Below are 24006 nucleotides of genomic sequence, written 5' to 3'. Positions count from 1 at the left end.
GTCAGACCCCGTCATCGAAGCGGCCGACAACGGGGGCTCCGGGCTCGAACCGCTTGGTGAACCCGTCCCACTGCTTGGCGTGCGCCACCTTCGCCAGCCCTGTCTCCGCGAATTGAGTTGTCTGCATGGGGAATCGAGACTCGATCAGCAGGATCTTCTGGGTGTCGATCTTCATCGGCAATGCCGGTGCTTCTCGCCCCATTTCCCAGAGCTGGGTTCCCGGGCCGTGAGGCGTCCAGTTGTTGTTCAAGATGCTGCTGCCGGCTCCGAGTTCCTTACCCGCGAAATCGCCGTCGATGAAGACGCTGAACTCGACGACGCAGTTGCGGTGGTATCCCGGCGGCCGGAAGGTCCCCTCGGCAACCAACCAACGGGGGGTCAACGCCATCACATCGAAATTGGGGCCGAGGATCGGATCGGAGGGAGAGCTCAACAGCGCGAAGACGGACGGATCCGGGTGGTCCACGGCGGTCGGCCCGATCGGGACGAAGCGATCGAGGTTGTACTTGTAGGGGTAGAGGTTGCCTCTCCAGGCGACGACATCGAGCGGCGAGTGGTCTAGGGGCGCCGACCACAGGTTTCCGGCGTACTTGTGGACCATCTGCACCGGACGTTCCTCGTCCTCGAAGGCCGCCACCGGGATTTCGAAGTCGTTGACGTTGGCCAGCGCATTCGTACCCAGCAGTCCGAGCTCGGGCAGACGCATCGGCAGCCCGAAGTTCTCGAAGACGAACCCTTGCGCGCTGTCGTCGAGCAGTTCGACCCGGAACTTCAGCCCCCTGGGCACCACGGCGATCTCGCCCATGCCTATATCGAGCTTGCCCAGCTCGGTGAACACCCGGAGGCGCCCGGTCTGGGGGACGATCATCAGTTCCCCGTCCGCGTCGGAGAACACCCTGTCGACCATCGACCGGTTGGTCGAGTAGACGTGAACAGCCATGCCCGACTGCGATTCCGGCGATCCATTTCCGCAGAGGGTGGCGAGGCTGTCGACGAAATCGCCGTTCGGTGTCATAGAGCTGACGGAGCCCCAGGCTGTGCTGTTGGGTGAGGGTGGCAGGTCGAACGGCGGCGTGAGCAGATTGCCGTTGTCGATGCGCTCGAAGGTCCCGTGTGAGGCCGAGGGGCGGATGCGGAAGCTGTAGGAACGTCGGTTCACCGCACGCGGAGCGGTGAAGGTGGTGCCGGAAATCAGCTCGCTCACCAGCCCGTGAGCAACCTTCTGCGGACTGTTCTGTCCGAGTGGCAGCGTGCCCGGCAGCGCCTCGGTCTCGAGTTCGTTGCCGAGACCGTTCTGGTAGGTCAGTGTGGCGGGGGCAATGGTTGCACGGTGCGATGCGGTGTCGGTCCGCTCGGCGATGTCGGTCATCAAAAATCTCCTCGGGGATAGGCAACTCACCGGCACCGGAACGACTGTGAGAGTCAGGCCCATCGGATGAGCGCCTGTGCGGGTGAGCAACTCCACCAAAATTTATCGCCACTGTTATCTCCGTCACTAGTGGCTGTGAGCACACACCGTCTCGCGGTGACTGGCTCCTGAACCAGACGTGCTGGTGGACAGGCATTCCGGATGAAGGTCAGAAGAGAGCGGCAACAAGTCGATCGTCGACAGTCACCGTGCGGTCCATTCCGGCGGCCGCTTCTCCGCGAAGGCTCGCAGACCCTCTGCGTAGTCGGCGGTGACTTCGAGCGGCCCGAGTTGTGCCTCCGCGTACGCCCAGCGTTGCCCTTCATCGAGTTGGCGGCCGGCAACGATGGCCCGTCGGCTGGCGCGGACGGCCAGCGGCGCGTTCGCGCAGATGATCTCGGCCAGTTCGACGGCACCATCGACCGCGCTCCCCGTTGTCGCGATGCGATTGACCAACCCGAGGTCGAACAGGCGCTCTACGGAAATGGGTGTTCCCGTCAACGCGATTTCCAGTGCCACCTTCTCGCCGACGAGCCGCGGGAGTTCGGCCAGTGCTCCGCCGACGGCGAGCAACGACCGCGTCACCTCGGGCAGCAACACCGACACACCGGATCGGGCGACGATGAGATCCGCTGCGAGAGCCAGTTCCAATCCGCCGCCGAGTGCATTGCCGTCGAGCGCAGCGATCACCGGCTTGTTTCGTTGTCGACGGACGAATCCGCCGAATCCACCGCGCTCGGTCACCAGTGGTGCCATGCCATGGGCGGCGACCTCCTTGAGATCGGCACCCGCGCAGAAGATGGGTGGCGTCGCCGCCAGCACGCCGACCCACAGGTCGTCGTCGGCCTCGAGCTGATCGATCGCTCGCTCGAGGCCGACCGCGACAGCATGGTTGATGGCGTTGCGCGCCTCGGGGCGGTCGATCGTCACCACGAGCACGCGGCCGCGTGTGCTCGTACGTACGACGGGACGGTGTGGTTCATCCGACATGTTCACGACCTATCAGTTGACGTGCGATCACGAGCGCCCGAACCGGTTGGCCGAGAATCTGTTCCAAATGCTCGTGATGTCCGGTGGACAGAAAAGACTGAGGGAGAATACATTTGGTCACATCGAACAGCATGACGTGTACAGTCCCCTCAGGACAACAGGGAGACAAGATGAAAATTACAGACAGCACAGTAGCTTTCGTGACAGGAGCGGCGTCCGGTCTGGGTCTGGCCACCGCACGAGCCCTTCTCGAGGCGGGTGCGTCCGTGGTACTCGCCGATCGCGACGGTCCGGGTGCGCTCGAAGCCGAGTTCGGCGACCAGGTTCTGGTCGCCGGAATAGATGTGAGCCAGCCTGATTCGGTGCAGGATGCGGTGGAAAGGGCGAAGGAGCGTTTCGGCGCGCTGCACGTCACCGTCAACGCCGCCGGCATAGCGCCCGGTGTTCTGACGCTGGGACGACGCGGAATGCACGATCTCGACCAGTTCCGAAAGACATTCGACGTCAACGTCATCGGTCTCTTCGACGTGTGTCGACGGACCGCTGATGTCATGCAACACAACGAGCCGGACGAGAACGGCGAGCGCGGAGTCATCATCAACGTCTCGTCGGGCGCTGCTTGGCAGGGGCAGCGCGGACAGGCCGCGTACTCCGGTAGCAAGGCTGCGGTGATCGGGATGATGCTGCCGATGGCCAAGGACCTCGCCCCGTATGGCATCCGTGTCACCTCGGTGGCACCAGGGCCCTTCGACACCGCGATGGCCGCCGGATTCTCGGAGAAGACGCGTACGACGATGAACGATATTCCCCTCCACCCGAAGAGGAGGGGTCGGCCCGAGGAGTTTGCAGACTTGGCGCTGCACATCGTTCGCAATCCGTACCTGAACGCAACGTCGATCGACCTCGACGGCGGCGCGCGAATCGTCTGAGGAAGTAGGCCAGTCGTCCTCACCCGGGCGTGACCGGGTGAGGACGACTCGCCGCCCAGCCGGTCGCCAGTGGCTACCACGCTGCCTCGAGGATCGAGAGGATGTCGTCCCGCGAGACGGGGCGCCTGCTCACCGCGACCGCAGGATCGCCCATGATTCGCTCGGCCACGGTCGGCAGTGCGTCGCGGCGGCCTCCGGCCGCCGAAATGGTGTCGGGCACGCCGAGGCTGGTGACCAGGGAGCGAACGGCAGCGATCGCCCGGCGTGCGGCGTCGGCGTCGCTCTGATCGCGGGTGTCGCACCCCATGGCCTCGGCGATACGGCGCAACTGGGGCCGGGTCAGTTCCTCGGTGAAGGCCATGACGTGCGGCAGCACGATGGCCGACGTCACCCCATGGGTCATGTCGAACTCGGCGGCCAGCTGGTGTCCGATCCCATGGGAAAGGCCGGTCCCGACTTCGGCCGCCGCGAAGATGGACATCCAGCTCCCCAGCAGACAGTCGGTTCGCGCCTGTCGGTCGAGGGGATTGTCTTTGCTGTGAACGAGATTGGCCGAAAGCAGACGTAGCGCCTCGGCACCCAGAGCGTCGCCGATCGGCATGCTCCTGGTCGACAGGATGCCTTCGACGGCGTGATCGATGGCCCGGATTCCCGAGGCCGCCCACAACCATGCTGGTGTGCGGGCGGCCACATCCGGGTCCAGGACGACCGCCACAGGTGTCAGACCTGGTGCCGAATACACACACTTCTCATGGCTGACCTCGTCGGTCACACCGGCCACGCCGGTGTGTTCTCCGGCAGACAAGGTGGTCGGGACTGCGAGATGTGGGATGAGCCGTCCGGGTATGTCGGGGATCTCGTGCACGTCGGGATAGGTGAAGCGGACCCGATACCGGTCGAAGTCCGCCGGCTCGGTGATCTCCATGGCCAGACACATGGCGACGGCCTTGGCGCAGTCGATGGGGGTACCGCCGCCAACGCTGACCACGCTGTCGGCACCGACATCACGCGCCAGAGCTGCCGCCCGCAACACCGCCATACGCGGAACATGCTGCGGGGTATCGGAATACACCCCCACTAGCCCCCCGCCGAATTGGTCACGCAGCGACTCTTCGACATCCGTTCCGGCCAGAGATCCCGACATGATGGCCAGGGGTCGCCGGCCCCCGTGTGCGCGCAGGATGTCGGCGATGCCACCGAATGCATCGTCGCCGTAGGTGACCGTGTCGACGCGGGTAGGGCTGAAAGTGCGTGCCATGTCTCAGCTCTCGACTCGAATGATGCTCAGCGGAGTTCCCGAGCGTTCGTGGGTCCTTCTCTCCGGGACGTGCCGGCTCAGCCTGTCCGTGTGCTGCTCGGGGAGAACCGCGCCGGCAGATCGACCATCTGCAAAGACTCGGAACCGGTGAAGTGGTACTTCGCCGGCCGGGTCGGATCCACCAGCTCGATATCGGGTAGGCGACGCAGCAGGACCTCGAGTGCTACGCGCATTTCCATTCTCGCGAGCGGCGCGCCAGGACACAGATGCGGACCGTGACCGAACGCCAGATGGCGCTGCCGCCCGCTGTGATCACGATCGATGTCGAAGTCCAACGGATTGGGAAACACCTCCGGATCACGGTTCGCCGCGGTGTAACACAGGTAGACGTCCTCATCCTTCTGAATCGGGACACCGTGGAGCTCCACATCTTTGGTCGCCCGCCGGTAGAAACCGAATACCGGGGGCCGCAAGCGAAGGGACTCCTCCACCGCAAGCGGGATCAGTTCGGGATCGTCGGTCAGACGCTGCCGCACATCCGGTCGAGACAACACCTGGAAGAGCAGCGAGGACAAACCGGAAATCGTGGTCTCGAAGCCAGGAGGAATCGGAGTCACCAACGCGATCGACAACTGCTGCCGATTCAGCGGCTGGCCCTCGATCGTGAAGTCCGCAACTTTGTCGATGTATTCATCGCCTCCGAGCCCGCGCCGTTCCTCCATGATCTCGAGCATCAGGTCGAGAAAGTTCGATTGCAAACGCACGAGCTCCACTGGGTCGCCGACACCCTTGAACAGAGCCTCCGAACGAGTGCGAAATTCTCCGCTGTACTTCTTGTCGACGCCCATCGCAATGCAAATCGCCCGCAATGGAATCTCGGTGGCGAACTCGCTGACGAGATCGACTTCACCACTCCGCTCGAACCCATCGATCACGTCGTTGACTTCGCCGATGATCGACTCTTCCAGGCGTGCCGGCGTCATCGCATTGGTCAGCTCCGAATAGATCTTGCGCCACGGAACGTGTGCGGGAGGATCGACATCCAACGGCGTCAAGGCCCCGGGAGGCGCGGCCGGACGAAAGCAACCGGGAGCGATCGAGTACGTGTGGTAGTCCTTCGAAGCCTTCTTCACATCGTCGTACTTGAGCAGAACGTGAAAGCCGTCCACCTGATCGCTGTGACCGACAGGACACCGCGCTGCCGACTCCGCGATCATCTCGTCTGCAGCCTCTGGCGAGCTGGTCCAGGTGTTGAACTCCGCGAGCGGATCAGGCATCGAAGTAGGAGCAATCTCGTTGATCGTCATAGTCGTTTCCTCGGTGGTCGGGGACGTGTGGAGAATGCGGCCGGTCTGTGACATGGCACACCATCTGCATGGGCTCATTTATAGCGCGATGTGACGGCTACCACTCATGGCTTCGAGCACACACATGGGGGTTTCGACTGGCTTCGAGGCCAAGTGCGCAGCAGGACGGTGTTGTCGGTCGAGGTGAAGGTGCTCGCCGACCCAGGGCGCCCTCGAGTACTCGTCGCCCTCGCGAAAGCTGTTGTACCGCAGGAAACCGGGTACGCGTCCACGGGTAGCCGACCGGAAGCAGAGCAACGTGGCACCGCAGCCTCGGCCACCGGCTGCATCGGCGATTGGGCTACAGCCCTGAGGCCAGGATCGATTCTGTGTCGCGCGACAGTGCGACCATCCCAGCCTTCACGATCTACTTGTGGCTCAGGACACAATCGGTGACAGGAACCAGCCTCGTCAGATCGATCCGGTCTCGAGCGCACGTCAGCCCGCGTGCGTCACACTCCCCCACGGTCAGGACGCCAAATGAACTCGCTACAGGATGATTTCAAGCAGGTAATGGCCCACGTCGCCACTCCGGTCGCGGTCGTCACCTCGCACATCGCTGGTCGCCCAGCCGGAGCCACCGTCAGCGCTTTCGCCTCCGTATCGATGTCACCGGCGATCATCCTCGTCGCACTGGATCGCGGCTCGGAAACCCTTGAGCTCGTCACTGCATCAGCACTTTTCGGCCTCAATGTCCTGGGTCGCGATCAGCACACCACGGCGATGAAATTTGCGGGCAAGGGAGGAGCAGCGAAATTCGACGGAACGCCGTGGACGCTCGACCACGACGTGCCGAGACTGGGCGGAACCGCCTCCTGGATCGCCTGCACCGTACGCGAACTCATCGACGGCGGCGATCATGTCGTTGCGCTGGGAAACGTCGTTCACGCACATCACCAGGGCGGCGAACCGCTGACCTATCACGGGCGTCGGTTCGGAACTCACTCGATGTTCGAGGACGTGTAAGCGCTCTGCCGCTCGCGACCGCAACTCCACTGTCATCGAGCGGGGCTCTCGAGCTGACACTCCACCCGCCGGACCGCACTCCGATCCATCTCCCCCGTGGCGTCCTCGCACGACGATTTTCAGTCGGATTTCGGGTGTGTCCGATCAACGGTGCACCCGACCTCGGTGTCGGTTGGTTACCGTTCGGGGTGATCCGTCCTCCGAAGGTGATCGCGAACGCATTCAGCGCCGGCTTCTCATCGCCCACCGCGCCTTACCTTTCCCGGTGGGGTCCAGTGCCCGCGTGGCGAGATACAGACACTCGAGAGCCGCCTGCTCGGTCGGGAAGTGCCCACAGGCGCGCACAGCACGCCTGTGGCAGGCGTTGCCCGACTCGATCGCACACGCCCTCGCAGACCACCCGCCTGATCTCCACGTCGTAGTCCAGGAAGGGCCGCGTTCTCGCTCCGCGCGTTGTTCCACATCGTGATGATCGCCGGATACTGCTGACCCCACGTCGTCGCTCTTTTGCCTGCGCCAGGAGGTGCTCGGCCAACTGCTTCTGGTCCACCTCAACCGCCATGGGATCCAGTGTTTCGGTCATCATCGGTCCTTCCCACCGAGCTCGGCTCGGCGTGTCGAACCAAGGACCGGATCTACCGTTATTCAGGCAGTCCCTCGATTGCAGGACCATCGATGCCCAGCTCTCGGACCGTGCGCACGTAAGTGGCGACGTTGCGGAGTTTCACGTCCTCGTACCCCCGAACGAGCTCGGGCGCTTGAGCGAATTGCACTGCTAGGGCGTAGTTCTCGGTGGTGAGATTGGAAACCAGGCCGGTGATCGTTGCTTCGTAGTGAGACAGCAGGGTGCGTTCGATTCGTCGGACCTTGGCATAACCGAATGGATCGAACGGAGTACCTCGGAGAACCTTGCCGTGAGCCAGGACTTTGAGTGCGAGGTGACTGCGTGGGCCCAAACCGATCTTCTTCTTCCGACCGAGAGCCTTGAGCATGGGCGGGTGGAGCTTGTAGGTCAGCTTCTGACCACCGGGGACCTCGGCGGCGACCGATTCGACGAAAGCCTGATCGGTGAGCATCCGAGCGACCTCGTATTCGTCCTTGTAGGCCATCAACTTGTGCAGGCCTTGCGCAACGGCCTCGGTCAGCTGGGTTCCGGTGCCGAGCGCCTGGTCGGCGTCCCATACTCGCTGGACCGTGGACAGGTAACGGCGCGTGATCGCCGGGCCCTGGTAGGACATCAGCTGTGCTGCGCGACGCTCTACCAGCTCGAGTACGTTCCCCTGTACGGTAAGTCGGCTGAGCAGGTGCGCCGGCACCGCAATGTCGCTGCGGGTCGCCGCGCCACGTGGCGCAACCGCGGCGGCGAAAACGGTCGGTTCGGCGACGTGGGTTCTGCCCCAACGGAATGCGGCAATATTTGTGGCCACCGCGACGCCGTTGATGGTGATCGCCTCTTCGATGGCCGTGGCCGGGATCGGCAGGCCACCGGCTTGATAGGCGGCGCCGACGAGGAGGAAATTGGCGGCGGCGGTGTTGCCGAACAAGGTATCTGCCGCGGCGAGCGCATCGAAGGTGAACATGCGGGAGCTTCGTGCGGTGAGTCTGTTCACGAGGTCGTCGTCGGCCGGGTATTGCACCGACGGGTCGTACACCATGTCGCCTGTGGGGGTCTTGCTGGTGGAGGCGACAGTGATGGTTCGGTCGGTGTTGCCGTAGTCGGCGTTCTTGACGTCGGCGGCCGTCAAGAGGTCGAACGCGAGGATGCAGTCGGCCGAGGATGGGCTGATGCGGTTGGACGATTCGCTCGGTTCGGTCGAGAGTCGCAGGTGTGAGGTGACCGGGCCGGCTTTCTGACTCAAGCCGGTCTGATCGAGGCCCTCCACGTGCAGATTCGAGCGCAGCGCGGCCATACCGAGAACCTGGTTGACGGTGACGATTCCGGTTCCGCCGATTCCAGCCAGGAAGATGTTGTGGGTTCCCGTCAGCGGGGCGTGCTCGGGATCGGATACCAACGGTGGCTTCGGAGCCTCCGGGCGAACCACCTTGGCGTCGTCCGGCACCTCGACGGTCACGAACGAGGGGCAGTCACCTTCGAGGCAGGAGTAGTCGGTGTTGCAGGAGGACTGGTCGATGGTGGTCTTGCGTCCGAACTCGGTGTCGATCGGCTGCACCGACAGGCAGTTGCTCTTGACCCCGCAGTCACCGCAGCCCTCGCAGACTGCTTCGTTGATGATCACGCGGGTGCGGCGGGGAGGGAGGTTGCCGCGCTTGCGTTTACGGCGAGCCTCTGCTGCGCACTGCTGGTCGTAGATCAGAACAGTAACCCCTGCTGTGTCACGGAGGATCAGCTGCGCTTCGTCGAGCCGTTCTCGCGGCCACAGTGTCGAACCGGCGGCGAGGGATGCCTTGCGGTGCCGTTCGGGTTCGTCGGCGCAGATGATGATCTTGCGGACGCCTTCGGAGGCGAGCTTGTGGGTCAGTTCCGGGACGGTCAGGCCCGCTTCCGCGTCCTGCGCGCCGGTCATGGCGACGGCAGAGTTGAACAGGATCTTGTACGTGATGTTGACTCCGGCGGCGATGCACGCCTGTACCGCGAGTTGGCCGGAGTGGAAGTACGTTCCGTCGCCGACGTTCTGAAAGATGTGACCGACATCGGTGAATTGGGTCTGCCCGATCCACTGAGCTCCCTCTCCGCCCATCTGTGTGAGGCCGGTGACCTGCGAATCGGCACGCGAGGACATGGTGACCAGTGTGTGACAACCGATTCCGCCGCCGGCGAGCGATCCTTCCGGGACGGCAGTGGATCGGTTGTGGGGGCAACCCGAGCAGAAGTACGGTGCTCGTTTGGCCGGCAACACGGTCAACTCCAGCACCGGGGGCGGAGGCTTGGGCAGTTCGACGTGCCCGCCGAGAACCCGGCGCAGAGGTCGTGACAAGCGTGCCGCGGTGAGTTCGCCGTCCGAGGGCACCAGCGGCGTTCGATCGTGGTGCACCTTTCCGACGACGCGAGGTGCATCGAGAGTCCCGTACAGGATCTCCTTGAGCTGAGTTTCGACGAAGGACGTCTTGTCCTCGACCACAAGCACCGTCTCGAGGCCTGCGGCGAACTGTTTGATCTTGCTCTCGCCCAACGGGAACGGCATACCGATGCGCATGACGCGGATGCCGGTCTCTTCCAGACGTGCCGCATCGAGACCCAGTTCATCGAGCGCCTGCCGGACGCTGTCGTACGCCGTTCCGACAGCGACGATTCCCATCGTCGCCGTCGGCGGGTCGACGTCGATGGAGTCGACAGGATTGGCCTCGGTGAACCGTCGAACCATCTCCCACCGAGGGCCGTACATGTCGGCCTCGGCGAGCACACTTTCTGGGGGAGATAGCAGCATTCGCTGGCGGTAGGTCCACGGTCGACCGTTCCACTCGATCTCGGGGCGTTCGATGGTGAAATCGGAGAAGTCCCGGTCCAACGTCCAGATACCATCCGCCACATCGGCGACCAGCTTCATCGACGACCAGCACCCGGACAGTCGAGACAGCTCGACGCCGAGCAAACCGAAGGCGATCACCTCTTCGGCATTACGGGGAAAGAAGATCGGCATACCCAGCGCCGCAAGGGATTTCTCGCTCGCTGCCGGAACGCTGGACGACTTCGCGGCGGGATCGTCGCCCACGAGAACCAGCACCCCGCCGGTGGGATTGGCCCCGTACATCGTGCCGTGACGAAGTGAATCGCTGGCGCGGTCCAGGCCGGGGCCCTTGCCGTACCAGACGCCCACGACTCCGTCATGAGTGCGGGTGCCCGACGGCAGATCCATCTGACTGCCCCAGACCGAGGTGGCTGCCAGTTCCTCGTTCATCCCCGGAACCAGATGAACGTCGTGATCGCTCTTCAACTCGGGGATTCCGGCCAGAAGCCGATCCAGTCCGGCGAGCGGACTGCCCTGATACCCCGAGACGAAGGTGGCGACGCGTCGGCCGGCCCGCTGATCGCGTTCGTGCTGCTCGACCAATTGGCGCGCGATTGCCTGGACTCCTGTCATCAGCACAGGCCCGGACTTCGACCGGTAGCGATCAGCAAGGTCAACTGAGGCGGCCGGCTTTCGCACGTCGTTCATTTCGATAGTCACAAGAATCCAATCCATGCATCAGCAGGCACGCCCACGATGGTTAGTGATGTGTTCATCTTCCATATCTGCGTTAATCTGATCAATACAAACGACTGCAACTATGCAATACAGTCAATCCAAACCCGCTACGTCGTGCGGAACTGACCGCAATGCGCAATGCACGACTGCTCGCATCGAATGACGCTGAGTCGCCGCGGTTCTCGTGACAAGGTCAACGTGCGTAGGTCCCCGGAACGTCGCAGGCAACACGAAAGCCGCCATTACCCATTGTCGAGTCCGGTGTGTTGGACGACCGCGCAGCGACTCGGTAGCGGTTGCAGTAGGAGTGGTGGCACAGATACGAGCCGCCGCGCATGACGCGCCGCGTACCGACGTCCGGCCCTTGTGGATCGTCGAAGCGGGAGTGTTCGTAATAGTCGGAGGCGAAGAAGTCGTTGCACCATTCCCAGACGTTGCCGGCCATCTGCAGTAGGCCGTATCCGTTCGGGCGGTAGCTTTTTGCTGGAGCGGTTGTCGAGTGGCCGTCCTCGACCGTGTTTCGCGTGGGGAACTCGCCCTGCCAGATGTTGCAGCGCCACTGGCCGCGCGGAGTGAGTTCATTACCCCAGGCATAACGCTGGGATTCGAGACCGCCACGCGCGGCGTACTCCCACTCCGCCTCGGTGGGGAGGCGGGCACCCGCCCAGTCGCAGTACGCGCGGGCATCGTTCCAGGAGACATGGACAACAGGATGGTTCTGGAGAGCCGAGATGCTCGTAGTCGGCCCGTTCGGATGCTTCCAGTCTGCACCCTCGACTGCCAGCCACCATGGTGCGTCTGCAACTCGATGAAGCACATCTTTGGGATTGCCATCGAACGCGAGGTGAAAGACGGCCGAGACTCCGTACTGCTCTGCGGTGCTGATGTACCCGGTGTTCTTGACGAACGTCGCAAACTGTCGATTTGTGACCGTTGTCGCGCTCAGCCTGAACCCGGAGATCGATACATCGTGAACCGGAGTCTCTCCGTCATCCGCGTAACCCTCATCGAACGCGTCGCCCATACGTACTGTTCCTGCAGGAATGTGTTTGTACGAGAGTGCCTTACGGGCGGCCGTGCTCCGCCCCGGAGGGTGCTGCTCGGACCCAGGGTCTGTGTACGGGTCGGTGTCACCCGTACCGGCATTTGCCGGCATGCAACAGTTGTTCATCGCATCCTCCGATCCCGTCGGTTTCGAGCCTAGTTCGCCCAGTCCATCGTGTAGATCACTTGTGCGGCCTTGTCGCCGGCTGCGTTCACCGCCGCAAAATCGCTCGGAATGACATTGTTCTCCAGCGCATATCGGTTCCAGAGCTCAGAAAGGCGTCGCACCTCTTCTGGGTTGCCGGTGGCGAGGTCGGTCGTTTCACCTGGATCGACTGCGAGGTCGTACAGGGCATACTGCCCTGTGCCACCGTTCCCAGGAGATGCGAAGACCAATTTGGAGTTTCCGTCACGAAAGGCACGCTCGCCGAACATCTCCAAGCCGAGGAGGTTGTCACCTATGTCGTCTGCGGAACCGTCGAGGAGGGGTTTCGCACTGTCGCCGGCCAGGACTTCGGCATCGACGAGTGCAGCACCCGCGTAGTCGGCGAAGGTGGGGTAAAGGTCACTGATGTGGGCGAGTGTGTCGACGATGCGCGGGCCGTTCCGATCACCGGCGTTCGGGGTTCTGACAATCAACGGCGAGCGGGTGCCGCCCTCGAAAACGGTGCTCTTGGTGTGAAAGAACGGGCCGGAAGAGACCTGCGCGTTGGCAAGTGACAGTACCGGGAAGGAACCGGGTGCTCCGTAGGAGTCTGTATTGCCGATCAGTGGGTAGTGTTCTTCGAGCCATTCCCGGGCACCTGGTTGTTGCGTGTACAAATCCGGTGACAGGCCCGCGGCACCATTGTCGCTGGCGACGACGACCACAGTGTTGTCGAACTGTCCGGTGTTCTTCAGATGGTCGACGATGCGGCCGAGTTGGGTGTCGACGTGTTCGATCATGGCCGCGTATACCGCTGAGCGGTAGGCGAGATCTCGTTTTTGTTCGCCCGTAAGCGTGTTCCAGTCAGGGGTCTGCGCCGGCCATCGGGTGTCGACGTTCGCATCGATGAGTCCCCGGGAGGCCATCTCGCTGATGCGGTCTGCTCGGAGCTCGGTGAAGTCCTGATCGCCGGAGTTCGCGTTCAGGTACTTTTCGATCAGTTCCGTATCGGGCACGTGTAGCGGATCGTGAGGTGCGGTATATGCGAGATAGCCGAAGAACGGGCGATCGTCATCCTCCCCGCTCTCGATCATGTCGAGCATCTCGTCGGTGTAGGCGTCGGTCGAGTAGAAGTCCGCTGGTAGCTCGGGGACAGGCTCTCCGTTGCGTTCGTAGGAGAGTGTGTCGACTGGCTCCTGTCGACCCGGGACGGTTCGCAGCGCATCCGAGTAGTGGGATCCCCCACCCTGATACAAGGTGAAATTTTGATCGAAGCCCAATACTTGTGGAGTTTGCTGCGGGCCCAAGCCGAGATGCCATTTGCCGGACTGATAAGTGCTGTATCCGGTTCGAGAGAGCAACTCGGCAATTCCGGTGTACGTGCCTTCCAATGATCCTTTGTACCCGGGAGTATCGGGAGTGATGCCCGGCGCGATCAGACCCTCCATCGACCCGAGTCCTACGCGGTGAGGATCTTGTCCTGTCATCAGGGAGGCGCGTGTGGGTGCGCACACCGGATTGGTGTGAAAGTTGGTGAATTGTGCGCCTTCGTCGGCCAAGCCGTCGATGGTAGGCGTGGACACCGGGCCACCGTAGGTGCCGAGGTCGCTATAGCCCAGGTCGTCCAAGAGGACCATCAAGATGTTGGGACGACCACCGTTCGCCTGCGCTTCCGGCCCATTGTCGGTCGACGGGGATGGCGCGCACGCCGTGCCCGTCAACAGCGCCGTGGTGCACAGGGCCATGCCGATCGAGGGTCGGATACCAAGGCCTACTCTGGAACGCGTGAACATGAATTCACCTTTCGTGCTCGGTGTCAATGCCTGCCCTCAGCACAGGCCTGAACTCCGATCTTCTACAAGTGACTTAAACTAATGAATGTAAACGGCCGCAACTGAGCAATTCATTCAAACCACACTTGCTACTTCATTTGGAGCTGATCTCAATGCTCAATATCGACCGCTTGGACATCGACCTACTGGGCGCGCTGTCCCGCAATGCTCGGACCGGGATCGCCGAACTTGCCGCCACACTCGGCGTCGCGCGTAATACCGTGCAGGCCAGGTTGACTCGGATGGTCGACGGGAATTTCTTGGCCGGATTCCGGCCCGAACTCGATCTGGCGGAAGTGGGCATCGACGTCCAGGCGTTCATGGCTCTGGAGTTGCAACAGGGGCGACTGAATTCTGTTGTGGATGCGCTGACATCAGTGCCCGAGGTTCTCGAGATTCATGCCACGACGGGTCGAGAAGACTTGCTCGTTCGAGTCGCGACGGCCACGCACGCCGACCTACAGGACCTCATTCAACGCGTGGTGTCCATCGACGGGGTGTCACACTCGAGCACAACCCTCACACTGACGACTCCGCTGCGGTACCGGATCCAACCGCTGCTCGAACATCTGGGCCAGGAACGCGGATGGGGGCGCTCGACGCCGATCGCACGTTGATCGGAAACTGAGCCATGTCGGCCCTTCGATCAACGTGCGATGGGCGGAGAATCAGCGCCGTGCAACCAATCTGCGACCGACCAGATCGAGCATGACCTCGTTGGCACCGCCGTAGATTCGCTGAATTCGCGCGTCGCGCCAGATTCTAGCGATCGGCGTCTCCTCCATGTAGCCATAGCCACCGAAGTACTGGAGCACTTGATCGACCACTTCCCATTGGAGATCTGTTGCCTTTGCCTTGACGCCGGCCGCCTCCTCTGCGGTGAGCTGTCCATCGTTCAAGGCCAGGACACAGCGATCGATATAGGTCTCGAGGATGTCGGTCTCGATGTGTAGATGTGCCAACATCATTCGAATCGACTGCATGTCCGCGAGCGGTTCGCCGAATGCGATCCGCTGGGTGAGGTGCTCCAGCCCGAGCGTGAGCGCGTGACGCGCCGACGCCACGCCGGACACCGCGATCGACAGTCGCTCGCGGGGGAGATTCCCTACGGCAGCACCGAATCCGCGCCCTGGTTCTCCGATGATGTTCGAGACCGGAACTCGACAGTCATCGAAGAACAGTTCGGCCGTGTCCTGCCCTTTACGGCCGATCTTGTGCATCGGTCGGCCCCGCTCGAATCCGGGTGTGCCGGCCTCGACCGCGACGAACGTGGTACCTCGGCCGTCTCTCTCGCCCGTTCTGGTCAGCACGATCGCGAGATCGCAAGTGGCACCGCTGGTGATGAACGTCTTCGACCCGTTGAGCACGAGCATGTCGCCGTCCCGCCGTGCCGTGGTCTTGATGGCGGCGAGATCCGAACCCGCTTCGGGTTCGGTCATTCCGAGCGAGACCACCAGGTTGCCGGCAGCGAAGGGCGGGTGCCATCGCTGCCGCTGTTCGTCGGTGGTGAGGTCGCGCAAGTAGGGCAGGATGATGTCGTTCTGCATGGAGAAGAGATCGGCGGCGATGTTGGCTGCCACCACCTCCTCGGTCATGATGGCGTTGTATCGGAAATCGTCGATTCCCAGTCCACCGAGCTCGGGGTCGAGCTCGAAGCCGAGGAACCCCGACTCGCCCGCTTCGCGGATGAACTCACGATCCGGGGTGCCTGCCTCCTCCCACTTCTCGATGAAGGGCACGGCTCTGCGATCCAAGAATGTGCGGAACGCTTTCCTGAAAGACTCGTGTTCGGAGTCGTACAGCGTCCTATGCATGCGTCACCTCCCGATCGGTGGACTCCGCCTGGCGCACAAGCGAATCAGGCGGAGTGAATCGTGGTCCATGGCGCTCCGCCAGGTCCTGCGCCCGCGCGACGAACGCGCTGACGCCACCGGGATAGCCGCTGACGAATTGTGCCGCTCCGCCGGTCCAGGTGGGGAATCCGATACCCAACATCGATCCTACGTTTGCATCGGCTGTGCTGCGCAGCAATCCGCTCTCGAGGCACCGGGCGGTGTCGAGTGCCTCGGCGAAGAGAAGCCGATCCTTCAGCTCCTCGAGATCGTCGCTCGGTCGACTGGGTCCGAATTCATCTTCCAGTCCCGACCACAATCCGGTGCGCTGTCCATTCTCGTACTCGTAGTATCCGGCACCTGCCGCGCGACCGGAGCGCCCGAGAGCATCGACCAAGCGTGTCAGCACAGTGTCGCCGGGGTGCTCGTGGAATTCACTCGCGGTTCGCTGAGCCTCGGCCCGGAACTGCCCGTAGATCTTGTGCGGCAACGCCAAGGTCAATTCGTCCGACAATGCCAAGGTGCCGAGCGGATATCCCGCCTGCCGGGAGGCCTGCTCGATCGACGACGGTGAGATGCCTTCCCCCACCATCGCGGCGGCCTCGAGCAGCCTGGTCAAAATGACTCTGCTGGTGAAGAATCCGCGGCCGTCGCCGACCACGATCGGAGTCTTGCGCAACTGCCGGACGATGTCGTAAGCCTTCGCCAACGTGGCGTCGCTGGTCTGCTCGCCGACGACGATCTCGACGAGCTCCATACGTTCTGCGGGAGAGAAGAAGTGCAGCCCGACGAAGTCGGCAGGTCGGTCGACAGTCCCGGCCAATCCACTGATGGGCAGCGTCGAGGTGTTGCTCGCGATCACAGCGTCGGGTGCCACGACGCCGAGTATTTCTCGGATGACCGTGGCCTTGAGGGTGGGATCCTCGAACACTGCTTCGATGACGAGGTCCACCCCGGAAAAATCTGCGGGATCGGCGACGGCGGTGATACGCGACAGGATGTCCGCGGCGCTTTGTTCTGTTCGCGACCCTCGGGAAACCTGTTTGCCCAAGGCCTTTTCCGCGTAGGCGCGTCCCCGCTCGGCAGCCGCGACATCGACGTCCTTCAGCAGGACCTCGATGCCGACCGTGGCCGCAGCGAGCGCGATGCCGGCACCCATCATGCCTGCACCGATGACCCCGAGCCGTTCGGCGTGGTGTGTCGGGAACCCGTTCGGTCGGCTAGCGCCCGATGCGATGGCCTGACGGTCGAAGAACACACCCTGAATGATGTTCTTGGCGATCGGCGACGTAGCGAGTTCGACGAAGTAGCGTGTCTCGACGTCGAACGCCGTGGCCAAGTCGACCTGGGTGCTCTCGACCGCGCTGGCGAGTATCGCGGCGGGAGCGGGCATTGGCGCTCCCTTGTATTGAGCGCGTAGCGCGGCGGTGCGGACTGCGAGGGTCGCCTCCACAGCCGGGTCGTAGGCGGTGCCACCGGGGATTGCCGAGCCGGCGTCCCACGGCTGACGCGCGGTCGGATTCTCCGAGATCCATTGTCGGGCAGCAGCTACAGCCGTACCGACGGGCACGACGTCGTCCACGAGGCCGAGATCGCGGGCCGCGGCGGGACCGTAACTGTGTCCACCGAGCAACACCTTGTCGAGCGCAGTGTCGAGTCCGAGCAGCCGGACTGTCCGAACCACGCCGCCGCCGCCGGGCAGTAGTCCGAGCGTCACTTCCGGTAGCCCGATCTTGATCCGCGGGTTGTCTGCCACGATGCGGTGATGCGCGGCCATCGCGAGCTCGAGGCCACCTCCCAGAGCCGAGCCTTCCAAGGCAGCCACCACGGGCACACCGAGGGTCTCGAGTGCGCGTAGCTGAGCCTTCACGCGGTTCGCGAATGCGGTGAGGTCGGCAGCGTCCTCCGGGCGCGCCGCCAGCAGTTCGTTCAGATCGCCACCGGCAAAGAACGTTTTCTTTGCGGACGCGAGCACAACGCCGGTCAGTCCGTCTGTCTTACGGAGCGCGTCCAAGACCGCATCCATGGAGGACAGGTACGCCGCACGCATCGTGTTGACACTCTGCGCCGGGTCGTCGAACGTGAGCGTGACCAGACCGTCGACCTCGGTGAGGGTGATCGTGTTGTCGTTGTCGTTCATGGCTTCAGATCCGTTCGATGATGGTTGCGATGCCCATGCCGCCGCCGACACAGAGCGTGACCAGTCCACGTCGCTGGTCCCTGCGTTCGAGTTCGTCCAGCACTGTTCCGAGGATCATCGCCCCGGTGGCACCGAGCGGATGTCCGAGCGCGATCGCTCCTCCGTTGACGTTGACCTTCTCGTGCGGAATGTCCATGTCGCGCATGAATCGCAGTGCGACCGAGGCGAATGCTTCGTTGATCTCCCACAGATCGATGTCGTCCGGAGTCAATCCTGCGATGGCGAGGGCCTTTCGGCTGGCCGGCGCCGGGCCGGTCAGCATGATCGTGGGCTCGGATCCGGCGACTGCCGTAGCGACGATCCGAGCACGCGGCGTCAGTCCCATGTCGATGCCCACCTGCTCGTTACCGAGCACGACGAGTGCGGCACCGTCGACGATCCCCGACGAATTACCGGCGGTGTGAACGTGGTCGATCTTCTCGACCCAGTGGTACTTCTCCAAGGCGATGGCGTCGAAGCCTGCCGCGCCGAGCTTGACGAAGGCCGATGGGAGGCGACCGAGGGACTCGACCGTGGATTCCGGACGCGGGTACTCGTCGGTGTCCAACACGGTGACGCCGTTGCGATCGCTCACCGGAACAACACTGCGCTCGAAGCGCCCATCGGCTATGGCCTTGGACGCGCGGACCTGTGACTCGGCGGCGAAGGAATCCACATCGTGGCGGTTCCAACCCTCTAGTGTCGCAATGAGATCGGCTCCAATTCCCTGCGGGACGAAGTCTGTGCCGAGAGCGGTCTCCGGATCGTTCGCCCAGGCACCACCGTCGGAGCCCATCGGTACCCGCGACATGCTCTCGACGCCTCCGGCGAGCACCAGCTTCTCCCAACCGGACGCGACCTTCTGTGCGGCAGTGTTCACCGCCTCGAGGCCCGATGCGCAGAACCGGTTCATCTGCACTCCTGCAATCGACTCGGGCAAGCCCGCAGCCAGAATCGCGGTTCGCGCGATGTCCGCACCCTGATCCTTGACGGGCGAAACGCAGCCGAGGACCAGATCGTCGATGGCGGACGGATCCAGGCCGGGGTTGCGCGCGAGGGCAGCGTTCAACAGACCGACTGTCAACGTGACCGGCTTGACGCCATGCAAAGAGCCCCTGCGTCCTTTGCCTCGCGGGGTCCTCAGTGTGTCGTAGATCAGGACATTGTCGGCCATGGATTCTCTTTCGGTTCGTGAGGCAGCCGCTGATCACGGCGGGGCGGGCCGGGCCGGGTTGCCCGACAGAATCGGCATCGTAGAACGGCGCGGCGAGGTGTGAAAAAACCTGGGGCGCAACGAGTCGCTGCGAAAGTCGCCGCAACACCCAAACTGATAGTGCACCCACTTGACACGGATGTCAATAACCTCGCCCGAGTTGCCGAGCGCAGCACGGTGCGCAGAAGTGACTCGACTCGATGAAGGAAGCTCGGGGCACCCTGGTTCCGACGTGAGTGCCGGGGACGTCGGTCGCGGGTTCGTCGAATCCGGCCGTTGCACAGTGCGCTGAGCGGACGCCGTTGTGATCCGTCAGCCCGTCGGGCGCACGGTCCGTGCAGGTTGTAGCGATTTTTCCCAGATGGCGGCGAGCGCTTCGATCAGACGGTCCTCGTCGAATTCATGGTCGAGCGTGAACCACATGTAGCAGGTGTATTCGATCATGGCACCCAGCGCCTCGGCCGTGTACTCGACATCCAGGTCAGCGTCGGCGAGGCCGGCAGTCTGCATACGCTTGATGCCACGTTGTGTCCGCTCGACGAATGAACGCCGGACGTCGAGTCTCAGGTTGCGCAGATCGGGTGCCGAGAAACCCACCTGTTCCATGACTCCGATGATCTTGGCATTGGGCCTGTACGCATGGACGTAACGGATGATCGCGTCGTGGACGCGGTCGTGGAAGTCGGCGTTCGTATTGGGTAGGGCCATCGATCCGAGCATGTCCTCGACAACCGCCGACGACACCTCGCTGAAGATGGCTTCCTTGGTGTCGAAATAGGTGTAGAACGTTCCGTGCGAGACACTCGCCTCGCGCGCGATATCTCGAATGGACGCGTCGACGAACCCTTGCCGCTCGAAGACCCGTCGCGCAGCGGCGAGTAGAGAAGCCTTGGTCTGAGCTCCGCGCCCGGTGAGAGGCCCCTCATTTCGACGCGTTTGCTGTATTTCCGTAGGTCCCGGCACCGCACCTCCCGCAACAACACTTCACCCGTGTGAAATGCACCGTCCGCACGGTACCGCGCGATGATGTTCCGGCTGTCAGCTGCCCGCAGGCTTCGCGCCTCCGGTGTCGAGCAGCCAGTCGACTATCGCTAGCGCTGCCCGCAATTTGATGACCGGCGTGTCACTCGCGTGAGCGCACAGCGCGAACGCCTGCTGGACGCGATAGGTCACCGCGTTTCGTGAAATATGCTCTAGTGCAGCTGTTTTCGCCAGGCTCCGGTCCAAGTCGAGGTAGCAGCGCAGGGTGGATCGCAACTCCTTCATTCTCGGGTCGTCGGCCCCAAGTGGGCCGAGATAGCGGGTAACGAACTGCGCGGCACCCGCCCGATCCGAGAGCAGGAGCGCGTCCAGGTCGACATCGTGATGAGGAACCGTCGTGGTGTGTCTACCACTGCCCTGACGGATCAGACGCTCCACCGAACGAGCCTCGAGGTGTGTGCGGCGAAACCCGTCGAGTCCCATTCCGGCCTGGCCGACGACGAGGTTGGCGTCGGCGAACTCCGGCAATTCACCTACCGGGTTGCGGTAACCGTCAGCAGCGAAAGTGCCCCAAGCCCACAGGGTGTTCGAGCCCACGGGTATCACCAGCGACGCCCGCGGCTGTCCCCAGCACTGCAGGACTGGATCGATAGCCGCCCGGAGGCGATGAGCCGTGCGCTCTCCGGGTGCCAGATTCCACGCGATGATGGCCACATGTGGACCGTTGAGCGGATAGCGGAGCAGCCGTTCGGCGTCAGGGATGTCAGTGCCTGCCCCGCCGACGATCTTCTTCACCAGTTCCAGCTGAGCGGCCGAGGTGCTTTCCCCCCACGCGCTCTGCTCATCGAGGAACACCGCCGTCAACGAGGCGATGAAGTCGTCGATGACGCCGAAAAGGATGTCCGTCACCCGACGAATCTCGACGAAGCTGTCCGGTGACGACGTAGCAGATATCGCGTCGATGAAGGCAGCGTTCAGGATCGAATGTCCGAAGCGGATCGCCTGGGCGAACTCGCCGAGCTTCAGACCGCGGCGTGCGAGGTCTCGCGTGGCTTCGACGGATTCTGCACTCACGACCGACAGCTCCGAATCGGCGGATCCCGAGACGATGGCCAGCACACGCAGTGTCGTCGACGTCGTTGCGCGAAACAGTGCGTCCACGATCGACACGCTTCCGCCGAGCAGCGGAAGCTTTCGACTCGCTTCAGCGATGGCGGCCTCTCCTACCTCGGCGGCCCACATCACGGCCCCGTGCCCCCACGCGACCCGAATTCGATCGGCGTCCGCACCGACCCATTCGTACTCACGGCCACCGACCTGAGTGCTCGAAAGCTGGCTCGCCCAGTGCATTTCACGCCACCTCCTCTTCGGTCCGTGCGGAGCCGGCGACGTCGACTCTCAGTCGATCTGGCTCCGGAGCCAGACGGGGCTACGCGCTGTGGGCTGGCTGCCAATTGTGAGCAGCGTAACACCGGGGTAATTCTTTAAAGGCGTCCTGTTTGCTCGAGGCCCGAGCACGACACAGGACATCGCCACCTATCTAGGAGCTCGACAATGACACTCACGACCGAGCCAGTCCGGACCGACGCGCAGAAGGCCGAACTGTCTGCCGAATTGGTCCGTAGGGCAGAAGCGCTCGCACAGTTCGTCGCCGACGGGGCTGCCGAGACCGAGCGGCGTGGTTCTGTTTCAGCGGAGGCCATCGAAGCCTTCATCGACGCCGGCTTTTTCAAGATCCTGGTTCCGCAGAGCTACGGCGGCTACGAGCTCGGCGTCGACACGATGGCGCGCGTCGTGCGGGCGATTGCTCCGAGCTGCGCATCCACCGCCTGGGTGCTCGCGTTCTACATCGGCCACAACTGGCTGCACGCGCTGTTCCCCGAGAAGTCGCAGGACGAGGTTTTCGGCGAACGTTCCTTCGCGTTGACTCCCGGGACATTCGCCCCGTCGTTCACCCTGACTCCGACGGACGGCGGCTATTTGGCGAGCGGCCGGAGTTCCTGGAATTCCGGAAGCGCCGCCGCCGAGTGGTTCATGAACGGGGGTTTGGTGAAGACGGAAGGGCAGCCGCCGAGTCTGCTGTTCTTCCTCGCCCCCCGATCCGACGTCGAGGTGATCGAGAACTGGGACGTCGCGGGGTTGCGCGGAACAGCCAGCCACGACCTGGCCCTGGACCAGGTGTTCATCCCCGAACACCGAACCGTCGACGCAGCCTCGGTCATGAACGGGACATCACCCGGTGCGGCGCTGCACGACAACCCGCTCTACGCGATGCCCGTCATGCCCTTCATCGTCGGTGAGATCCTCCCCGTTGCTGTCGGAACGCTGCGGGGTGCAGCGGACGAGTTCACCCGTGTCACCCAGAACCGGTACCTCAGCGACGGATCCGGCGCAACCAGCAAGCAGTCCCTTCGAATTGCGATCGGCAGGGGTGATGCCGCTGCTGCGCTGGCTGATTCGATGCTCGAGACCTATCTCGATATGCTCGGCAACACGCCCACTTCCGAATTGCAGCAGACGATCGTACGCGGCCGGCTGAAAGCCGAGGGGGCGATGATCACCGATTTCTGCGCGACCGGCGTCAATCAGCTCGTCGCTGCCGCCGGTGCCAATGGATTCCGCAACAGCTCCCCCATGCAGCGTTACTTCCGAGACATCAACATGATGCGCGGCCATGCGACGCTCGACAGTGAGCGTGCCACCGAGTCCTACGGTGACGTCATGCTCGGACTGACCCCCAAGGCTCCCGTCTAGCCGAGATGCACTGTCGCCGAACGATTCCTGCAACAACCACCATCAATCCGTGAACACTTCCACAAAGGAGACGCTGTGAGCGAACAGCAGAAGCAAGCAATCTTCGACTTGCTTCGATCAGGACCCAACCCGGCGACGCTGTCGGTGGCCGACCTGCGGTCGATGGTCGACCAGGGCGGCGCCGTGACCAAGCCCCCAGGGGATGTCGTCATGGAATCGGTGACGATCGGCAATGTACCCGCCGAATGGTCGGTCACCCCTGCAGCCGATCCCGCCGGCGTCATTCTTTATTTCCACGGCGGTGGTTTCATCTTCGGCTCGCTCACGTCGCATCGCGGTCTGGTGACGCAATTCGGTGCACAGGCCGGAGTCCGCACGCTGGCGATCGACTACCGGCTCGCGCCGGAAAACCGCTTTCCTTCTCCTCTCGAGGATGCCCTTGCCGCGTATCGGTTCCTGCTCGAACAGGGAGTCGACGCGGAGCGGATAGTCCTGGCGGGCGACTCGGCCGGTGGCGGTCTGGTCATCGCGACTCTGGTGGCCCTGCGTGACGCCGGGACGCCACTTCCGGGTGCCGCGGTATGCATGTCTCCGTGGGTCGATATGTCCTTGGCAGGCGAGTCGATGAGCACCAAGGCGGACCTCGACCCTCTCGTGAGCAGCGCCGTCCTGACATGGGGGATGGACGAGTTCATCGACGCCGGAGATCGCAACGATCCCCGGGCGTCGCCGCTCCTCGCAGATCTGAGCGGACTTCCTCCGGTTTTGATCCAGGTCAGTTCCCACGAGGTGTTGCTCGACGATGCGACTCGGCTCGCAACCCGGCTCGGAGCCGCCGATGTCGCTGTGCAACTGCAGGTGTGGCCGCAGATGCCGCATGTCTGGCAGCTGTATGCCGACATCCTCGACGAGGGGGCAGACGCGCTGCGTCACGCAGCCTCGTTCGTGCGCGAACACATCGGCTGACACGGACACCTCCCGAAT

General features: G+C 63.2%; 17 protein-coding genes and 1 pseudogene. 5 read left to right on the top strand and 13 right to left on the bottom strand.

Translation table 11 applies throughout. The features are described 5' to 3' along the window. Position 1: 1 nt before the first annotated feature. Both QM588_RS22695 and QM588_RS22690 read right to left on the bottom strand, forming a co-directional pair. Positions 2-1369, bottom strand: a complete 1368-nt coding sequence (locus tag QM588_RS22695; protein ID WP_283316764.1) for a homogentisate 1,2-dioxygenase — start codon at positions 1367-1369, stop codon at positions 2-4. Positions 1370-1612: 243 nt separating this feature from the next. Next, a complete protein-coding gene (locus QM588_RS22690; RefSeq protein ID WP_283316762.1) occupies positions 1613-2398 on the bottom strand; it encodes an enoyl-CoA hydratase-related protein in 786 nt (261 codons plus the stop codon). A gap of 170 nt (positions 2399-2568) precedes the next feature. Here QM588_RS22690 and QM588_RS22685 point away from each other — a divergent pair, with 170 nt between their 5' ends. After that, positions 2569-3327: an SDR family NAD(P)-dependent oxidoreductase gene (locus QM588_RS22685; RefSeq protein WP_283316760.1), complete on the top strand. Its 759-nt coding sequence runs from the start codon at positions 2569-2571 to the stop codon at positions 3325-3327. Positions 3328-3400: 73 nt separating this feature from the next. Here QM588_RS22685 and QM588_RS22680 read toward each other — a convergent pair whose 3' ends face one another. Both QM588_RS22680 and QM588_RS22675 read right to left on the bottom strand, forming a co-directional pair. Beyond that, positions 3401-4585: an iron-containing alcohol dehydrogenase gene (locus QM588_RS22680; protein ID WP_283316758.1), complete on the bottom strand. Its 1185-nt coding sequence runs from the start codon at positions 4583-4585 to the stop codon at positions 3401-3403. A 77-nt stretch (positions 4586-4662) separates the two neighbouring features. Next, positions 4663-5892, bottom strand: a complete 1230-nt coding sequence (locus tag QM588_RS22675) for a cytochrome P450 (protein ID WP_283316756.1) — start codon at positions 5890-5892, stop codon at positions 4663-4665. 519 nt (positions 5893-6411) lie between these two features. On the opposite strand from QM588_RS22675, the gene QM588_RS22670 reads away from it, so the two are divergent. Continuing rightward, positions 6412-6897, top strand: coding sequence for a flavin reductase family protein (locus tag QM588_RS22670; protein ID WP_283316754.1), 486 nt, complete (start codon positions 6412-6414; stop codon positions 6895-6897). Between the two features lie 193 nt (positions 6898-7090). Here QM588_RS22670 and QM588_RS22665 read toward each other — a convergent pair. From QM588_RS22665 to QM588_RS22650, 4 genes and pseudogenes are all read right to left on the bottom strand, one after another. Then, positions 7091-7400 (bottom strand): annotated as a pseudogene (locus tag QM588_RS22665) (transposase); the annotation flags it as partial. A 138-nt stretch (positions 7401-7538) separates the two neighbouring features. After that, on the bottom strand, positions 7539-11039 hold the full coding sequence (locus QM588_RS22660; protein ID WP_283316751.1) for an indolepyruvate ferredoxin oxidoreductase family protein: 3501 nt from the start codon (positions 11037-11039) through the stop codon (positions 7539-7541). Positions 11040-11235: 196 nt separating this feature from the next. Continuing rightward, positions 11236-12213 (bottom strand): formylglycine-generating enzyme family protein, encoded by a 978-nt coding sequence (locus QM588_RS22655; protein ID WP_442972965.1) that lies wholly within the window; start codon positions 12211-12213, stop codon positions 11236-11238. Between the two features lie 29 nt (positions 12214-12242). Further along, positions 12243-14024, bottom strand: a complete 1782-nt coding sequence (locus tag QM588_RS22650; RefSeq protein WP_283316750.1) for an arylsulfatase — start codon at positions 14022-14024, stop codon at positions 12243-12245. A 152-nt stretch (positions 14025-14176) separates the two neighbouring features. Here QM588_RS22650 and QM588_RS22645 point away from each other — a divergent pair, with 152 nt between their 5' ends. Beyond that, positions 14177-14680: an Lrp/AsnC family transcriptional regulator gene (locus QM588_RS22645; protein WP_283316748.1), complete on the top strand. Its 504-nt coding sequence runs from the start codon at positions 14177-14179 to the stop codon at positions 14678-14680. A 51-nt stretch (positions 14681-14731) separates the two neighbouring features. Here the strand turns inward: QM588_RS22645 and QM588_RS22640 are convergent, their stop codons facing one another. From QM588_RS22640 to QM588_RS22620, 5 genes are all read right to left on the bottom strand, one after another. Continuing rightward, positions 14732-15877 carry an acyl-CoA dehydrogenase family protein gene (locus tag QM588_RS22640; protein WP_283316745.1) on the bottom strand — a complete coding sequence of 382 codons (1146 nt, stop codon included), beginning with the start codon at positions 15875-15877 and terminating at the stop codon, positions 14732-14734. After that, complete coding sequence (locus QM588_RS22635) at positions 15870-18035, bottom strand: 3-hydroxyacyl-CoA dehydrogenase NAD-binding domain-containing protein (RefSeq protein WP_283316744.1); 2166 nt, start codon at positions 18033-18035, stop codon at positions 15870-15872. Before QM588_RS22635 ends, QM588_RS22640 begins: the two co-directional genes overlap by 8 nt. Before the next feature lie 4 nt (positions 18036-18039). After that, positions 18040-19248, bottom strand: coding sequence for an acetyl-CoA C-acetyltransferase (locus tag QM588_RS22630; RefSeq protein WP_283316742.1), 1209 nt, complete (start codon positions 19246-19248; stop codon positions 18040-18042). Positions 19249-19599: 351 nt separating this feature from the next. Next, positions 19600-20250: a TetR/AcrR family transcriptional regulator gene (locus QM588_RS22625; RefSeq protein ID WP_283316741.1), complete on the bottom strand. Its 651-nt coding sequence runs from the start codon at positions 20248-20250 to the stop codon at positions 19600-19602. A gap of 75 nt (positions 20251-20325) precedes the next feature. After that, entirely contained in the window at positions 20326-21618 is a 1293-nt protein-coding gene (locus tag QM588_RS22620; protein ID WP_283316740.1) for a PucR family transcriptional regulator, read from the bottom strand. A 204-nt stretch (positions 21619-21822) separates the two neighbouring features. Here QM588_RS22620 and QM588_RS22615 point away from each other — a divergent pair, with 204 nt between their 5' ends. Beyond that, positions 21823-23022: an acyl-CoA dehydrogenase family protein gene (locus QM588_RS22615; RefSeq protein ID WP_283316737.1), complete on the top strand. Its 1200-nt coding sequence runs from the start codon at positions 21823-21825 to the stop codon at positions 23020-23022. 75 nt (positions 23023-23097) lie between these two features. Continuing rightward, on the top strand, positions 23098-23988 hold the full coding sequence (locus QM588_RS22610) for an alpha/beta hydrolase (RefSeq protein ID WP_283316735.1): 891 nt from the start codon (positions 23098-23100) through the stop codon (positions 23986-23988). The last annotated feature ends 18 nt before the right edge of the window (positions 23989-24006 follow it).

Origin of the sequence: Rhodococcus sp. IEGM 1354 (assembly GCF_030056855.1) — a bacterium.
Taxonomy (GTDB): domain Bacteria; phylum Actinomycetota; class Actinomycetes; order Mycobacteriales; family Mycobacteriaceae; genus Rhodococcoides.
Note: the sequence above shows the minus strand (reverse complement) of the source record. Positions and strands in the feature narration are given on the sequence as shown.

Bases quoted from the DNA above. Each gene is read 5' to 3' on its own strand.
- QM588_RS22695 (WP_283316764.1), bottom strand. From the start codon at position 1,369: ATGACCGACATCGCCGAGCGGACCGACACCGCATCGCACCGTGCAACC.
- QM588_RS22690 (WP_283316762.1), bottom strand. From the start codon at position 2,398: ATGTCGGATGAACCACACCGTCCCGTCGTACGTACGAGCACACGCGGC.
- QM588_RS22685 (WP_283316760.1), top strand. From the start codon at position 2,569: ATGAAAATTACAGACAGCACAGTAGCTTTCGTGACAGGAGCGGCGTCC.
- QM588_RS22680 (WP_283316758.1), bottom strand. From the start codon at position 4,585: ATGGCACGCACTTTCAGCCCTACCCGCGTCGACACGGTCACCTACGGC.
- QM588_RS22675 (WP_283316756.1), bottom strand. From the start codon at position 5,892: ATGACGATCAACGAGATTGCTCCTACTTCGATGCCTGATCCGCTCGCG.
- QM588_RS22670 (WP_283316754.1), top strand. From the start codon at position 6,412: ATGAACTCGCTACAGGATGATTTCAAGCAGGTAATGGCCCACGTCGCC.
- QM588_RS22660 (WP_283316751.1), bottom strand. From the start codon at position 11,039: ATGGATTGGATTCTTGTGACTATCGAAATGAACGACGTGCGAAAGCCG.
- QM588_RS22655 (WP_442972965.1), bottom strand. From the start codon at position 12,213: ATGAACAACTGTTGCATGCCGGCAAATGCCGGTACGGGTGACACCGAC.
- QM588_RS22650 (WP_283316750.1), bottom strand. From the start codon at position 14,024: ATGTTCACGCGTTCCAGAGTAGGCCTTGGTATCCGACCCTCGATCGGC.
- QM588_RS22645 (WP_283316748.1), top strand. From the start codon at position 14,177: ATGCTCAATATCGACCGCTTGGACATCGACCTACTGGGCGCGCTGTCC.
- QM588_RS22640 (WP_283316745.1), bottom strand. From the start codon at position 15,877: ATGCATAGGACGCTGTACGACTCCGAACACGAGTCTTTCAGGAAAGCG.
- QM588_RS22635 (WP_283316744.1), bottom strand. From the start codon at position 18,035: ATGAACGACAACGACAACACGATCACCCTCACCGAGGTCGACGGTCTG.
- QM588_RS22630 (WP_283316742.1), bottom strand. From the start codon at position 19,248: ATGGCCGACAATGTCCTGATCTACGACACACTGAGGACCCCGCGAGGC.
- QM588_RS22620 (WP_283316740.1), bottom strand. From the start codon at position 21,618: ATGCACTGGGCGAGCCAGCTTTCGAGCACTCAGGTCGGTGGCCGTGAG.
- QM588_RS22615 (WP_283316737.1), top strand. From the start codon at position 21,823: ATGACACTCACGACCGAGCCAGTCCGGACCGACGCGCAGAAGGCCGAA.